The organism is Pantoea sp. EKM101V (assembly GCF_011800325.1).
Classification (GTDB): Bacteria; Pseudomonadota; Gammaproteobacteria; order Enterobacterales; family Enterobacteriaceae; genus Pantoea; species Pantoea anthophila.
Genome location: NZ_JAALFP010000001.1, coordinates 427109 through 442247 on the forward strand (window position 1 = coordinate 427109; position 15139 = coordinate 442247).

Consider the following 15139-nt stretch of genomic DNA (forward strand, 5'->3'; position numbering starts at 1 on the left):
TGCCCGCCAGACTGGCCATACTAGGGGCAGCGTCCTACAGGAGAACTCTTATGAAACGCATCATCACGCTGCTGCTGTCCGGATTACTGGGTAGCAGCGCTTTCGCTCAGCCCGCTTCGCCTTTTCCGGCCCGCGCCCCCCTGGTTCAGCTGACCCCTGCGGCGGCCCGCTGCGATCTGGCGGCCTGTCAGTCCAACTGCTATGTCGAACGCTCCCACTGTAATACCCGCGACAGCGGTGCCTGCAGTACGCAGGCGCAGATCTGCGTGCAGGCATGTGCTGACCAGTGTAAATAATCTGACCCGGTGAACCCTCTTCGTTGCTAATGAAAAAGTCTCTGTTTTGTTTTGTTCTGCTTTCGCTTTCTGTCCGCTGTGTCGCCGCCGATCTCTCTTCACAGCAGGTCACTTCTCTGGTTAAAGCCGCGATTGAACCGCTGATGGAGCAGCAGGCGATCCCCGGTATGTCGGTGGCGGTGCTTTACAAAGGCCGGACGCAGTTTGTGAATGCGGGCGTGGCCGACACCGATTCGGGCCGCCGGGTCACAGAAAACACGCTGTTTGAGCTGGGCTCGGTGAGTAAAACCTTCACCGGCACCCTGGCGGGGATTCTGATCCGCAACGGTGAACTCCGCCTGAACGATCCGGTGCAGAAGGTCTGGCCGCAGCTGACGGGGGCGCAGTGGCGTCCGGTCCGGATGCTGCATCTGGCGACCTACACGGCGGGCGGGCTGCCGCTGCAACTGCCGGAGGCGGTCACCGATCAGGCGTCGCTGCTTCGTTTCTATCAGGAGTGGCAACCGCAGGCGGCACCCGGTACGGTTCGCCAGTACTCTAACGCCAGTATCGGTCTCTTCGGCGCGCTGATGGTGAAGGGGGACTTTGAGGCGACGATGGTGAAATCGCTGTTTCAGCCGCTGCGCCTGACACGCACCTTTATTACCGTGCCGCCGTCGATGATGATTAACTACGCCTGGGGCTACAAAAATGGCCAGCCGGTGCGTGTTTCCCCCGGCATGCTGGATGCCGAAGCCTATGGGGTTAAATCGACCGCTCGCGACATGCTCACCTTCATGCAGGCCAACAGCGATCCAAACGGCCTCTCTGCCGGCAATGCTGTGCTGCGCAATGCCATCCGCACGGCGCAGTCGCGCTACTTCAGAACCGCCAGTTTCTATCAGGGGCTGGGCTGGGAGATCTATGACTGGCCCGTCAGTGCTGACACGCTGATCGCCGACAGTGAGAATGGCGTGGCGCTGAAGCCGCAACCGGTGACCCGCGTGGAACCGGTCGGGCCCTCCCGACGCGCCAGCTGGGTGCATAAAACCGGGTCGACCAACGGGTTTGGTGCCTATATTGCGTTTATCCCCGAGAAGAACACCGGCATTGTGATGCTGGCCAACAAGAGCTACCCCAATCCGCTGCGCATCAGGGCGGCGTGGCAGATTATGCAGGCGCTGGAGCAGGGCGCAGCAGAGTAAGGACGGATACGCGCCGGACTTGCGGTGGTGCCTTCTGTTCATTTGCGCTAAAATAAAAATCAAATGAACAGGAGGGCTGCTATGTCCATCGCCATCTACACACCCGCTCAGCCTCGCCGCCACGCGTCGCTGCTGCATGCCCTTAACCTGCCGGAAACCCTGCCGGATGCGCATCAGCGTATCGCGACAGGGTTCAGCAGCGGCGTGCTGAAACGCACCGCGTCGTTGTCCACCTTCGACGAGGGGTGGCTGTGCCGTCTGGCGGGCATCGATCGCACCACCTACAACCGCAAAGTGAAAGATCCGGCGCAGACCTTTTCGCCCGACCAGAGCGGACGCATCTACATGCTGATTCGCGTTCTCTCTGCCGCCAGCAACCTGTTCCGCGACGACAGGGCGCGTCTGGTGCAGTGGCTGGAAACGCCCGCCAAAGCGCTGGGCGGAAAAAAACCGGCGGAGATGACCACCACGGTGGCAGGGGCGGAAGCGGTGATAAACCTGATCGGCCAGCTCGAGCACGGTGTCATCACCTGATGGCGGTTCCCTTTTTTCGCCTGGTGAAGCGTGAATATGCGATGACCGCCTTTGATGGTTTTGGTGCCCGCACGTATGGCGGGCGCTGGAATTCGGTGGGATCGGTCTGTGTCTACCTGGGGTCGAGCCGGGCGCTCTGCGTGCTGGAGGCACTGGTGCATCTCACCATTCAGGATCTGTCACGCGACTACAGCATGATCGCGATCAGCGTGCCGGAGTCCCTGATCACCGAACTGGCACTGACGGCGCTGCCGGATGAGTGGCAGGCCGACCCCGCGCCCGCGTCCACCCGGCAGATCGGCGATGAGTGGCTCGCCAGCCTGGAGAACGGCCTGATACTCAAAGTGCCCAGCACGCTGACCGGTGAGTGGAATGCGCTGTTCAATCCCCGTCATCCGGCAGCGGCGGGCATCATTGCGAAAGCGGTCGTGGAGCCGTTTTTCTTCGACCCGCGCTTCCAACTGCAATAGTCACCCTGATGCCTTTCTTAAACCTCTCCTTTTGATTCCGATAGCGCCTGTGCCGCGCAGATCAGCGCCAGATGGCTCAGTCCCTGTGGCATGTTGCCACGCCAGCTCTGACTGCGGACGTCATACATCTCATTAAAGATATCGACGTTACCCTGACCGTCCAGCGTCGCCAGAATCTCCTGCATCGCCTGTTCCGCCTGATTCGTGTCACCCATCTGGACCCAGGCTTCCACCAGCCAGAAGGCGCAGGCGAGAAAGGTACTCTCCTCCTGCCTGGCACCGCTGTAGCGATAGAGCATGGCGCTGCCGTCGCCCAGCTTCTGCCGGATAGCACGGTAGGTGGCGAGCATTCGCTGCGGATTTACCGCATTGCCATAGCTGTGAACCAGCGCCAGCGAGGCGTCCAGGCGTGCATCACTGCCGGCGTAAAAGAGATAAGCCTGTAGCTTTTCCGACCAGCAGTGCGACTCAATCCAGTCGCGGATGCGGTCACGTTCCCGCTGCCAGCGGCCCAGCCAGGTCGGTTCGATATGTTTACTTTCCGCCAGCGCCACCGCCCGATCCAGCGCTATCCAGCAGGCCATTTTGGAGTGGGTATAGTGCTGCAGCTCCGGCAGCTCCCAGATGCCGCAATCTTTCTGTCGCCAGTTGTCGGCGCAGCAGTTCGCCAGGTCGCCCAGCAGGCGTGAGGTGGTGATATCCAGCACGTGCCCCGCTTCAATAAAGCGCTGCGCGGTCATGAGCATATCGCCATACATACTGAGCTGCAGCTGATCGCGGGCATTGTTGCCGATGCGCACCGGCTGAGAATGCTGATAGCCGCTCAGGGGCGGATAACGCTCGGCGGGCACCTCATCGCCATTCAGGGTATAGCAGGCGCGCAGCCTGACGCCGTGACGGATGATGGTCTGTGACAGCCAGGAGAAGGCCGCCTTGCAATCTTCCAGCGCGCCGAGATAGACAAAGGCTTTGATAATCAGGCAGGCGTCCCGCACCCAGGCGTAGCGGTAGTCATAGTTTTTCTCGCCGCCGATGCCCTCCGGCAGCGACGTGGTGGCCGCGGCGGCCAGCGCGCCGGTCGGGGAGTACCAGAGAAACTTCAGCGACAGGGCAGAGCGCCTGACCAGCGCCGGGTAGCTGCCGTCATAACTCAGGCTCTCCACCCAGCTGGTCCAGCCGGTGTGGCTGGTTTCAATCCGCTGGTCGATAGCCTCCAGCGGCGGCACGGCCAGCGGCTCCTTTTCGGTGATCAGCAGGGCGCAGAGCGAGCGCGAACCGGCGGTGGTGCGCAGCGTGGCGCAGACCTGTTCATCATCCAGTTCGGTAATGGTGATGTCGTCGCTGGAGCGGAACATCGCCATCGTTTCGGCGATGTGAAACACCTTGCCTTTCTCATTGTCGGCCACCCAGGGGGAACGGGTTTCAGCGGCGGTGCCGAAGCGCAGCGTGATCTGCAACTCCACCTCGCCCTCAACGCCTTCGATGCGGCGGGCCAGCTCACACCAGGGCAGACGGCCCGCCAGCGTGCTGTTGATCGATTCGGTAAGCAGGACGGCGCCGCTGTCGGTGTCAAAGCGGGTCTCCAGCACGTTGCTGTTGTCACGATAGCGTCGCGTAACCTGATAGCTGCCGCGCGGGACGACCTGAAAGTAGCCGCCCAGCCCGGCGTCCAGCAGGCGATCAAACAGCGGTTTCGCATCGAGATTGGGGGCACACCACCAGTCAATGGAGCCATCCGGCGCAATCAGCGCCACCGAACGGCCTTCACCAATGGCGGCATAGTCGCCCAGCCCCGCAAAACCTTCTTTTCTGACCGGCGAATGAAAAACCGGGTTTTTCATGTTCTTTTTCCTTATACCAGGCACAACGATTCGGAGGGGGAGAGAGGCAGGACAAAAAAATGGCCGCTTTACGCGGCCACCAGAAGGGGATTACAGGGTGCCGGTGCCGCCATCAGAGCACCAGACCTGACCGGAGGAGTAGCTGCTCTCGGTCGAGGCCAGGGTGACGTAGAGCGGGGCGATCTCAACCGGCTGGCCCGGACGGCCCATCGGTGAGTCGGCACCAAACTGCTTCACTTTCTCCATAGGCTGCCCGCCGCTGGATTGCAGTGCGGTCCAGTATGGACCCGGCGCTACCGCGTTGACGCGGATGCCGTCGCCGCCCAGCTGTTTCGCCAGGGATTTGGTAAAGGCCACAATCGCCGCTTTGGTCTGCGCATAGTCCAGCAGGATATCGCTGGGTTTAAACGCCTGCACTGACGAGGTGTTAATAATGGATGCGCCGCGTGGCAGATATTCCAGCGCCGCTTTGGTGATCCAGAACATTGCATAAACGTTGGTTTTAAACGTCGCGTCAAAATCTTCTGTACTCAGGGTACGAATGGACTCATTAAATTGCTGACGACCGGCGTTATTAACCAGAATATCCAGACCGCCTAATTTGTCGGCCGCCTCTTTGACCAGCTGCTGACAGAATTCTTCTGAACGAATGTCACCGGGAATAGCGAAAACTTTACGGCCTTCCGCTTCGATTAATTTAACCACTTCATCGGCATCCGGCTGTTCTTCCGGCAGGTAGTTAATCACCACATCGGCGCCTTCACGGGCATAAGCAATCGCAACGGCACGGCCAATCCCGGAGTCGCCGCCGGTGATCAGCGCTTTACGTCCGGTCAGACGACCGGTGCCACGGTAGCTGGTTTCACCGTGATCGGGAACCGGAACCATTTTGCTGGCAAGGCCTGGCGCCTGCTGGGGCTGATCCTCAAAAGGAGGCTTAGGAAAATGATCCAGATCGAGCGTCTTGTTAGTGGGTGTGGCCATTGTATGCTCCTTGAACAGTGTTATCTGAGACTGTAAGCCTGGCACAAATGTGATGTTTGTCACATCTGACTGCTGATTCATTGAGCAGATAAAACCAGAGTAAATTAATAATGCAGATAAAGCGTAGACAGGAAATCGCGATTGCGGGGCGAAGCGGCCGAATATTTTTCCGGGCAGGAGATCGCTATTTAAAGCGAAGCGTAAAACCGGTACTCAATTATTTCGCTGAGAAATAACGTACCGGCTGAAAATAAAGAATGGCGCTCATCCGCCGCGCACCGAACCCCGCCAGACCACATCGACCGGATATATTTTCCGTGCCTGCGGCTGTTCTGTTCGTGGCAGGAGACTTTCCGGTTGCGCCTCTGCCGCCACCAGCCAGTCAATCGCATCGCGGGCGAACTGCTCTACCGGCTGCGCAAAGGTGGTGAGGTCGTAGGCGCTCCAGCCCGACTGCGCGATGTTGTCGTGTCCGATGATGCAGAGATCCTCCGGGATACGCAGCGCAAAACGGTGACGCGCCTCATCCATAAAGCCGCAGGCGAGCAGGTCGGTGGCGCAACAGACCGCATCCGGGCGGACGCTGCGCGTCAGCAGACGCTGCGCCAGAATCTGTCCGCTCTCATAGGAGGTGCTGCCGAACCGTTCCACCTGCACGGCAATGCCGGCCTGCTGCGCCGCAGTCAGAAAATCGGCTTCCCGTTTCAGCAGGCTCGGCGTTCCCGCCAGCGAATTCACAAAGGCGATGCGGCTGCAGCCCGCGCGCAGAAAGGCGTTAACCGCCATCTCCGCCGCCGGACGGGAGTCGAGGTTAAGGCTGAGCGTGCCGGGCAGGGCGTCGTCGCGGTTAATCAGCACCAGCTGCTGACCGTGCCGGTAGCAGAGCCGGGTAATGCCACTGTCAGGCATGCCGGAGAGAATGATCGAGGCGTCGGCGCGGAAATGGATCGCCTGCTGCAGCGCGGCGGAAACCCGCTCATCCGACCGGTCGGTGTTAATCAGCATCGCCACCTTGCCCGCTTCCTGCAGATACTGGGTCATCCAGCGCACCAGGCTGGCACGGTAGGGCGTATCCACCTCTGAGGCGATCAGGCAGACAATGCCGCTGCGGTTTCGTACCAGGCCGCGCGCCAGATGATTGACGTGATAGCCCAGCTCTTCCGCCGCTTTTATTACCCGCTGCCGGGTGGCGTCCGACACGCTGGCCCCCGGTGTAAAGGTGCGGGAGACCGCCGAGCGCGAGACGCCCGCCCGATCTGCCACATCCTGTGCACTCACCACTGCCCTGGGCTGCTGCATCTTCTCTCCTCGTCCTGCCGTTAACCGCACTGAGTCTGCCTGAAAATGCAAGGGTGTGCAAAAGATAACAGGGCAGCGAATGTTTCAAATTTGTGACAGCGACTGACAATTGCTCAACAAGTGAATTGACAGCATGACAGGGTCGCCGTACTACTTTGCACACATGTGCAAAAGCTGGCGCACGCCCTCATCATCCGGCCTCAAGGAGAATCCCATGCGTTATTCCTCTCTGCTCGCTGCTGTTATCGTCAGTTGCCCGGTGTTGCCGTTTGCGGCCACGGCGGCGGGCAGCCTTAATATGATCTGCTCCGCCGATGTGGTGGTGTGTGAACAGATGACCACGCTGTTCAGCCAGTCTCATCCCGATATCCGGCTCAGCATGGTGCGGCTCTCAGCCGGTGAAGCCTACGCCCGAATCCGCAGCGAGGCGCGCAATCCCCGCACCGATATCTGGTGGGCGGGCACCGGCGATCCGCACATGCAGGCCGCAGAAGAGGGGCTGAGCCAGCCCTACAAGTCCCCTTTACTTGACCAGCAGCAGCCCTGGTCACAGAAGGTGGCGGAAATTTCCGGTTACCGGACCGTTGGCGTCTATGCCGGTGCGCTGGGCTGGGGCTACAACACCCGCCTGCTGGCGGAGAAAAAGCTGAAGGTGCCTGCCTGCTGGGCGGATCTCCTTGATCCCGGTTTTAAGGGCGAGATTCAGATCGCCAACCCCAACTCCTCCGGCACGGCGTACAACACGCTGGCGACGCTGGTGCAGATCATGGGGGAAGATGACGCCTTTGCCTACCTGAAGAAGCTCAACGCCAATATCTCGCAATACACCAAGTCCGGCTCGGCACCGGTAAAAGCGGCTGCGCGCGGTGAAACCACCGTCGGGATTGTCTTTATGCACGATGCGGTTGCGATGGAAGTTGAAGGCTTCCCGATCAAACCTGTCGCCCCCTGTGAAGGCACCGGCTATGAGATTGGCTCCATGTCGATTATCAAAGGGGCGCGCAACCTGGCGAATGCCCGGGCCTGGTATGACTGGGCGCTGAGTGCGGATGCGCAGTCCCATATGAAAGAGGCGAAATCGTTCCAGCTGCCCTCCAACCGTCAGGCGGAAATCTCCGAGTATGCGCCGCGTTTCGAGAACATCCGCCTGATCGATTATGACTTCAAAACCTATGGCGACTCGGCGAAACGCAAAGCGCTGCTGGGGCGCTGGGACAGAGAGATTGGTGCCAGCGCGCACTGAAGCGTGGCACCGCCCGGCCATCAGACGCCGGGCACGGGCCGAACCGCGGTGGCATCAGCCAGTTGTCCGCTTCTCCAATCGAGGTGATGTATGAATGCGCACAATCGCCGTTTAACCGGCGCGCTGCTGGCGGGGGCCGTGGCCCTGACGCTGCTGCCCTGGTACAGCCTGGAGCAGGGATTCTTTGCGGGTGACTGGCTCTTTCGTTCTGCGGAGGAGAACAGTGCACCGGCCCTGTGGCAGCTCGCTCAGCAGCCCTGGCTTCTGGTCGCCGTGGCGCTGTGGGGAGGCGTTACCGCCTGCGCCTTTCTGCCTCCCGGCCGGACCCGCAGCACGCTGCTGCTGCTGTTCAGCGTCTCCGGCATCCTGTTTCTGCTGCTGGAGGGGCATGCCATTGGTTTCAGCGGCTGGAACTGGCTGTGGCTGGAGCACCTTACCGGGCCGCTGGCTCAGGGACAGCCCGCCATGGGCGCGGGGGCCTTACTGCTGCTGACCGTTTTTCTGCTGATCTTTGCCTTTGCGCTGGCAGAGCGCGGTGTCCTGAAAGGCGATGCCTTTGTGGTGGCGGCGATTGTGCTGCTGGTGGCGCTGGTCACCACCTTCGTGCTCTATCCGGTGCTCAGCCTGTTTGTCGCCGCGGTGCAGGACAGCGATGGCAGCTTTAAACCCGATGGGCTGATCGCCAGCCTGCAGGACCCGGCCATCTGGAGCCTCGGCTGTTTTACCGGCGGCAACTGCGGGACGGCCTGGCGAACGCTGGGACTGGCGCTGATGACGGCCAGCGGCTCGACGCTGCTGGGGCTGGCGTTTGCGCTGGCGGCGACGCGCACGGCACTGCCGTGTAAGAAAGCGCTGCGGATGCTCACCGTCCTGCCGATTATCACGCCGCCGTTTGTCATCGGTCTGGCGCTGATTTTGCTGTTTGGCCGCTCTGGCGTGGTCACCGAGTCGCTGGCGTCGCTGTTCGGCATTGCGCCGGGACGCTGGCTCTACGGGCTGACCGGGATCTGGATTGCGCAGGTGCTCTCGTTTACGCCGGTGGCCTTCCTGGTGCTGATCGGGGTGGTCGAGGGCGTCAGTCCCTCACTGGAGGAGGCGTCGCAGACGCTGCGAGCCAGCCGCTGGCGGACCTTCTCCCGCGTGTCGCTGCCGCTGATGGCTCCGGGGCTGGCCAACGCCTTTCTGATCAGCTTTATCGAAAGCATGGCGGACTTCGGCAATCCGATGGTGCTGGGCGGCAGTCACGGCGTGCTCTCTACGGAGATCTTCTTTTCAGTGGTCGGCGCGCAAAACGACCCGAGCCGTGCGGCGGTGCTGGCGATGATCCTGCTGGCTTTCACGCTGGCGGCCTTTCTGCTGCAGCGTCTCTGGCTTGCCGGGAAAAGTTTTACCACCGTCACCGGGAAAGGCGACGGCGGCCGTCATGCCATGCTGCCGCGTCCGGTCAGATTTGGCGTATACGGGATGGTGATCCCATGGGGACTCTTTACTCTGGTGATCTACGGCATGATCCTCATTGGTGGCTTTGTCCACTCCTGGGGGCTCGACAACAGCCTGACGCTGGATCACTACATCCGCGCCTTCCGTGTCACCCTCACTCAGGGGGAGCTGGTGTGGCAGGGCGTGGCGTGGAACTCCTTCTGGACGACGCTGGAGATTGCCCTGATTGCGGCGCCTCTCACGGCGATTGTCGGGCTGCTGACCGCCTGGCTGATCGTGCGTCAGCGCTTTGCCGGACGGCAGACCTTTGAGTTCATGCTGATGCTGAGCTTTGCCATTCCCGGTACGGTTATCGGCGTGAGCTATGTCATGGCCTATAACCTGCCGCCGCTGGAGATAACCGGCACCGCGATGATTCTGATTGCCTGTTTTGTCTTCCGTAACATGCCCGTCGGGGTGCGTGGCGGCATTGCGGCGATGAGCCAGCTGGATAAAAGCCTGGATGAAGCGTCACTCACGCTGGGCGCAACCAGTTTCCGTACCCTGCGCAAGGTGGTGCTGCCGCTGCTGAAACCGGCCATCAGCGCGGCGCTGGTGTACGCCTTTGTGCGCGCCATTACCTCCATCAGCGCGGTGATCTTCCTGGTCAGCGCGCAGTACAACATGGCGACCTCGTACATTGTCGGGCTGGTGGAGAACGGTGAATATGGCGTCGCCATTGCCTACTCCTCGGTCCTGATTCTGGTGATGCTGCTGATTATTGGTCTCTTCCAGCTGCTGGTGGGCGAACGCCGCCTGCGCCGTGTTACCCGACCGGCGGCCCTCGCCGCCACTCCCTCTGCATCCACCCTGACTCAGGAGAGCACCGTATGACGACACATCAGGCCGGATCGGTGGTTTTTGACCATGTCTCAAAACGTTTTGCCGGCTTCAGTGCGGTGCCGGATCTGTCACTCACCGTGGAGCCCGGCACGCTGGTGACGCTGCTCGGCCCCTCCGGCTGCGGCAAGACCACCACGCTGCGGCTGCTGGCCGGGCTGGAACATCCTGACGCGGGCCGCATCCTGATAGGCGGTAAGGATGTTACCCATCTGCCCGCCAACGCGCGGGACGTGGCGATGGTCTTTCAATCCTACGCGCTGTTTCCGCACATGAACGCCCTCGACAACATTCTCTATGGGCTGAGCGCCTCGGGGATGAGCCGGCGCGAGGCGCAGGATCGGGCGCGTGAGGGGCTGAAGCTGGTGGGGCTGGAGAGTCAGGGGCAGCGGCTGCCCTCGGAGCTTTCCGGCGGGCAGCAGCAGCGCATTGCGGTGGCGCGCGCGCTGGTGCTGGAGCCGCAGGTGCTGCTGCTCGATGAACCGCTGTCGAACCTGGATGAGCGTCTGCGCCGTCAGGTGCGCACCGATATCCGCGATCTGCAGCAGCGGCTCGGCTTTACTGCGGTCTATGTCACCCATGACCAGGAGGAGGCGCTGGCGGTCTCCGATAAGATTATTGTCATGAAAGAGGGGGATATTGCTCAGGAGGGGACGCCGGAGACGCTTTACCATTCTCCCCGTTCGGTCTTTATCGCGGACTTTATGGGTGAGGCGAACATTCTGCCCTGTGAGGTAGAGCAGGCCGGCGCGGAAGAGGCGCTGATCCGTCTCGGCACGCAGCGCTTCCGGCTGCCCGGAGCGGGAATGCGGACCGGCCCGGCTCAGCTGGCGGTGCGGCCCCGCTTCATGACCCTCTCCGGCGACGGACAGGGCGCACTGCAGGGGGAGATCACCCACAGCACCTGGCTGGGTGACCATATCGAATATGAAGTGGCCACTGAACTGGGCGCGCTGTTCATTATCGATCCGCTGATGGAGCAGCGTCTCCCGCTCGCCACCAGGGTTGGCGTTAACTTCAGGGCGCAGGGGCTGGCCCTGATCGCGCACGAATCTGATTAAAACTGAGGAGCTGGCATGGCATCACATGATGAAATAATGGCGCGTCTGGCTGTCGCTGAGGCCGTTGCCCGTGAAGGCGGCGCGACCGCGCTTTCCTACTTTAACCGTCGCGAGACGCTGGTGGTGGAAACCAAATATGATCTGCAGGATGTGGTCTCGATTGCTGACCGCGACGTGGAGCAGCAGATCGCGGCCCATCTCCGCGCCGCCTTTCCCGATGATGGATTTCTGGGTGAGGAGAGCGGTCTGCAGCCGGGAGCATCGGACTACACCTGGGTAGTCGATCCTATCGATGGCACCAGCCCGTTTCTGAACGGGATGCCAAACTGGTGTGTTTCGGTGGCCGTGCTGCGCGGCGACCTGCCGGTCATCGGGGTGATCTTTGCCCCCCTCTATGATGAATGCTACGTCGCGGCGCTGGGGCAGGGCGCGACGCTCAATGGTCGCCGTCTGGCCGTCGATCCGGCGCGCACGCTGCAAAACCACGTTACCGGATTCGGGGCGAACAGTCACGTGACCCCGCAGCAGGTTGGCGAGATCGTGGCCGCATTGCTGACGGCAGGCGGTAACTTTATCCGACTGGGTTCCGGCGCGCTGATGCTGGCATGGGTGGCCGCCGGACGGGTGGTGGGTTACTACGAGCCCTATATGCACGCCTGGGATTGTCTGGCGGGCTACTGCCTGGTGAAAGAGGCGGGCGGCTGGTATCACCCGTTTAATACTGAAGGCGACCGCCTTACCCGCGGTGCGCAGGTTCTTGCCGTGGCACCCGGTGCCGAAGCCGACCTGCGCCGCATCGCCGGTCTGTGACCCTGTCACGCCAGCGCGATGCGGATCGGTGTGGTTATGCCGGCCGGAGTGTTTTCGTCAGATAGTGACGCTGCATGCCGGTCTGCGGAAAGTCGGGCAGGGACATCTGCTGCTGATATCCCTGCTTCTGATAGAACGGCAGCGCCTGAAAGCTGAACGTATCCACCAGCGCACAGAGACATCCGTCCGTCACCGCCGCCTGTTCCGCCGCGCTGAGCAGTTCACTGCCCAGACCGCTGCCCCGCAGCGTCTCGTCCACCCACAGAAAATCGATACAGAGCCAGTTTCCTTTGCGGGACGCGATTAATCCGCCCCGTAATGTCCCCTGTGTGTCGCGATGCATGACCGACAGCGGCCCCCAGTTCTCAGTCTGGATAAACTGCCGGTTGTACCCGCCGAGTCCTGCCAGTAATGCTTCGCGGTCCTGCTCGCTGATCTGATGGGTGATGCTGAATCTGCTCATTCTCTTCCTCTTTTCTCCGTGGATTATGCGTCCTGAATTATCCCTTACGAGGGATAAATTCCTCATTATCCTCTACAGGGTATAAAAGATAACTTATCCCTTAAAGAGGATAAAAGCACATTTATACCCTTTCGGGGATAATACGGCTGCGCTATGCTTACCCTCTGTGATCCAGAAGGAGTCACCCATGATATATAGTCCGATTCAGCTGGCAAACCGGCTGAAACTTATCCGCCAGCGCAACGGCTGGACCCAGAGTGAGCTGGCAAAAAAAGTGGGCCTGAAGCAGGCGACGATCTCTCACTTTGAAAATGCACCTGACAGCACCTCGCTGGCTACGCTGTTTAAGCTGCTGCAGTCGCTGGAGCTGAGCCTGGAGGTTCAGGAAAAAGCGGCACCGGCGCCAGCGCCACTCAATGACGAGGATGACTGGTGATGCAGAAGCTGATGGCCTGGATGAACGGCGAGCGGGTGGGGGTGCTGACCCGGCAGCGAAACGGCGCACATGAGTTTGAGTATGATGCAGGCTGGCTGCGCAATCCGCTGGCGCGTCCCCTTTCCCTCTCTATGCCGCTGCAGGTCAGGCCGATCACCTCCGCCGCCGTGATTAACTTTTTCGATAACCTGCTGCCTGACAGCCCGGCGATCCGTGACCGGATTGTGGCGCGCTATCAGATAAAATCCCGCCAGCCGTTTGATCTGCTGCAGGAGGTGGGACGTGACAGCGTTGGCGCGACCATGCTGCTGCCGCCGGAGATGGCGCTGCCGCCGCTGCAGGCACGCTATGAGGTGCTGGATGAGGCGCGGCTGGAGAAGGTGTTGTCGGCCTATCAGTCCGATATTCCGCTGGGGATGCTGCGTGAAGAGACCGATTTTCGCATCTCGGTGGCGGGCGCGCAGGAGAAAACGGCCCTGCTGCTGACCGATGAGGGCTGGAGCATTCCGGCCGGGGCGACGCCCACCTCCCACATCATCAAGCTGCCCATCGGGGAGATTAAGCAGCCTGCCGCCACCCTGGATATGCGCGAAAGCGTGGAGAATGAGTATCTCTGTCTGGCGCTGGCCCGGGCGCTGGGAATGGCGGTGCCGCAGGCGACCATTATCCGCGCCGGGGCGATGCGGGCGCTGGCGGTGGAGCGGTTTGACCGGCGCTGGTCCCGCGATAAGACCCGGCTGATCCGGCTGCCGCAGGAGGATATCTGCCAGGCGCTGGGGCTGCCATCCTCAACCAAATATGAGTCAGACGGCGGGCCGGGCATAGAGACGATCATGCAGCTGCTGATGGGCTCCAGCCAGGCGATAGCGGATCGCTACCGCTTTATGCAGTTTCAGGTTTTCCAGTGGCTGATCGGCGCAACCGATGGCCATGCAAAAAACTTCTCCCTGTTTATTGAGCGCGGCGGCAGTTACCGGCTGACGCCATTTTATGACGTCATCTCAGCCTATCCGGTACTGGGTGGCACCGGCCTCAACAAGCGGGCGCTGAAGCTGGCGATGGGGCTGTGCGCCACCAAAGGTAAAAAGATGGCGATCGACAAAATCTATCCGCGCCATTTTATCGCCACGGCAAAGCGCGTCAGTTTTGATCCGGCCAGTATAGAGGAGATTTTTGACTTCTTTATCCGGGCCTTTCCCCAGGCGGTGGTTTCGGTGCGGGAGGCGCTGCCCGCCGATTTTCCGCAGCACATCGCCGACGCCATTTTCAGTCACTCCCTGATCATGCTGGAGCGGTTACGGCACAGAACGTGATGGAGAGCGCGCACACCGGTAAGAGGATGATGGCATTTGGAAAAGGGCGTCCGGGCTGATAAGTTAACGAAAGGTTAAATCTTATTGCTGTCAGGAGTTTTCATGCTGGATATTGTTCATTTTCCGCTGTTTCTGGCGTCGGTGGTGCTGCTCTGCATTACGCCGGGCCCCGATCTCGCTTATGTTGTCGGACAAAGTGTGGCTCGGGGGCGACAGGCCGGTGTTCTCTCGGCGTCGGGCGTGGCGCTGGGAAGCTGTACGCATGCGGTTGCCAGTGCGCTGGGCTTAACGGCGCTGATTGCGGCCTCGCCGCTGCTGTTCACCGTCATTAAATATACGGGTGCAGCCTACCTGATCTATCTGGGGACGAAGATGATCGTGGCGACGTTCCGCGTCCGTCACGTCGTCAGGCCGGAGGGAGTGGAGGCGGTCGCACAGACTGAAACCCGTCAGCTGCTGCTGCGCGGCTTTATTACCTCGATAACCAATCCCAAAGTGCTGCTGTTCTTCATCGCCTTCTTTCCTCAGTTTGTGACGGTGGAGGGCGATCATCATGCCGTCTCCTTTCTGCTGCTGGGTCTGGCCTATGCGCTGACGGGCCTGATAACGGATGTGCTGTTTGCCCTGCTGGCGGGCGGTGCCGCTGGCGCCGTTGCGAAGAATCAGACCCTGCAGAAGGCGCTCGATCGGGTGGTGGGTGCCACCTTTATCGGGCTGGGCATCCGTCTGGCGCTGACGCGTCGTTAACCGCTTTTCATCCCGCCCGAACCAGACCTGTCTCCCCTGAAACCGGCCCCGTCAGGCCGGTAATAATTTGTATAAGTTAACTGAGAGTAAAACGCAGGCGCATCTGTCAGGATACGCGCCTCAGAAAGCTCCTGGTTGC

Annotated in this window: 15 protein-coding genes; 11 read left to right on the forward strand and 4 right to left on the reverse strand. The window is 60.9% G+C overall.

Going from position 1 to position 15139, the window contains the following annotated elements; genetic code table 11:
- Positions 1–50: 50 nt before the first annotated feature.
- From HFD92_RS02115 to HFD92_RS02130, 4 genes are all read left to right on the forward strand, one after another.
- On the forward strand, positions 51–296 hold the full coding sequence (locus HFD92_RS02115; RefSeq protein WP_009090169.1) for a hypothetical protein: 246 nt from the start codon (positions 51–53) through the stop codon (positions 294–296).
- A gap of 29 nt (positions 297–325) precedes the next feature.
- Positions 326–1480, forward strand: a complete 1155-nt coding sequence (gene ampC / locus HFD92_RS02120) for a class C beta-lactamase (RefSeq protein WP_167428191.1) — start codon at positions 326–328, stop codon at positions 1478–1480.
- Positions 1481–1561: 81 nt separating this feature from the next.
- Complete coding sequence (locus HFD92_RS02125) at positions 1562–2014, forward strand: antitoxin Xre/MbcA/ParS toxin-binding domain-containing protein (RefSeq protein WP_009090172.1); 453 nt, start codon at positions 1562–1564, stop codon at positions 2012–2014.
- Positions 2014–2484, forward strand: a complete 471-nt coding sequence (locus tag HFD92_RS02130; RefSeq protein WP_167428192.1) for an RES family NAD+ phosphorylase — start codon at positions 2014–2016, stop codon at positions 2482–2484. Before HFD92_RS02125 ends, HFD92_RS02130 begins: the two co-directional genes overlap by 1 nt.
- A 17-nt stretch (positions 2485–2501) precedes the next feature.
- Here the strand turns inward: HFD92_RS02130 and HFD92_RS02135 are convergent, their stop codons facing one another.
- The 3 genes from HFD92_RS02135 to HFD92_RS02145 form a co-directional block, all read right to left on the reverse strand.
- Positions 2502–4325, reverse strand: coding sequence for a glycoside hydrolase family 15 protein (locus HFD92_RS02135; RefSeq protein WP_167428193.1), 1824 nt, complete (start codon positions 4323–4325; stop codon positions 2502–2504).
- Positions 4326–4415: 90 nt separating this feature from the next.
- Positions 4416–5309, reverse strand: coding sequence for an SDR family oxidoreductase (locus HFD92_RS02140; RefSeq protein ID WP_009090177.1), 894 nt, complete (start codon positions 5307–5309; stop codon positions 4416–4418).
- A gap of 264 nt (positions 5310–5573) precedes the next feature.
- Positions 5574–6608, reverse strand: coding sequence for a LacI family DNA-binding transcriptional regulator (locus HFD92_RS02145; RefSeq protein ID WP_167428194.1), 1035 nt, complete (start codon positions 6606–6608; stop codon positions 5574–5576).
- Between the two features lie 214 nt (positions 6609–6822).
- Between HFD92_RS02145 and HFD92_RS02150 the strand changes: the two genes are divergently transcribed.
- The 4 genes from HFD92_RS02150 to HFD92_RS02165 all read left to right on the forward strand — a co-directional run bounded on the left by HFD92_RS02150 (position 6823) and on the right by HFD92_RS02165 (position 12041).
- Entirely contained in the window at positions 6823–7851 is a 1029-nt protein-coding gene (locus tag HFD92_RS02150) for an ABC transporter substrate-binding protein (protein ID WP_167428195.1), read from the forward strand.
- A 90-nt stretch (positions 7852–7941) separates the two neighbouring features.
- Positions 7942–10164 (forward strand): iron ABC transporter permease, encoded by a 2223-nt coding sequence (locus HFD92_RS02155; protein WP_009090181.1) that lies wholly within the window; start codon positions 7942–7944, stop codon positions 10162–10164.
- The gene (locus HFD92_RS02160; RefSeq protein ID WP_167428196.1) at positions 10161–11231 is read left to right on the forward strand and encodes an ABC transporter ATP-binding protein; all 1071 of its coding nucleotides are present in this window, start codon (positions 10161–10163) and stop codon (positions 11229–11231) included. The genes HFD92_RS02155 and HFD92_RS02160 overlap by 4 nt, the downstream gene beginning before the upstream one ends.
- 15 nt (positions 11232–11246) lie before the next feature.
- A complete protein-coding gene (locus HFD92_RS02165) occupies positions 11247–12041 on the forward strand; it encodes an inositol monophosphatase family protein (RefSeq protein WP_009090185.1) in 795 nt (264 codons plus the stop codon).
- Between the two features lie 34 nt (positions 12042–12075).
- On the opposite strand, the gene HFD92_RS02170 is transcribed toward HFD92_RS02165, so the two are convergent.
- Complete coding sequence (locus HFD92_RS02170) at positions 12076–12504, reverse strand: N-acetyltransferase (RefSeq protein ID WP_140028554.1); 429 nt, start codon at positions 12502–12504, stop codon at positions 12076–12078.
- Between the two features lie 187 nt (positions 12505–12691).
- On the opposite strand from HFD92_RS02170, the gene hipB reads away from it, so the two are divergent.
- The 3 genes from hipB to HFD92_RS02185 all read left to right on the forward strand — a co-directional run bounded on the left by hipB (position 12692) and on the right by HFD92_RS02185 (position 15000).
- Positions 12692–12940, forward strand: a complete 249-nt coding sequence (gene hipB / locus HFD92_RS02175) for a type II toxin-antitoxin system antitoxin HipB (RefSeq protein WP_009090189.1) — start codon at positions 12692–12694, stop codon at positions 12938–12940.
- The gene (locus HFD92_RS02180; RefSeq protein WP_167428197.1) at positions 12940–14253 is read left to right on the forward strand and encodes a type II toxin-antitoxin system HipA family toxin; all 1314 of its coding nucleotides are present in this window, start codon (positions 12940–12942) and stop codon (positions 14251–14253) included. The genes hipB and HFD92_RS02180 overlap by 1 nt, the downstream gene beginning before the upstream one ends.
- Positions 14254–14355: 102 nt before the next feature.
- A complete protein-coding gene (locus HFD92_RS02185; RefSeq protein ID WP_046101837.1) occupies positions 14356–15000 on the forward strand; it encodes a LysE family translocator in 645 nt (214 codons plus the stop codon).
- Positions 15001–15139 lie beyond the last annotated feature (139 nt).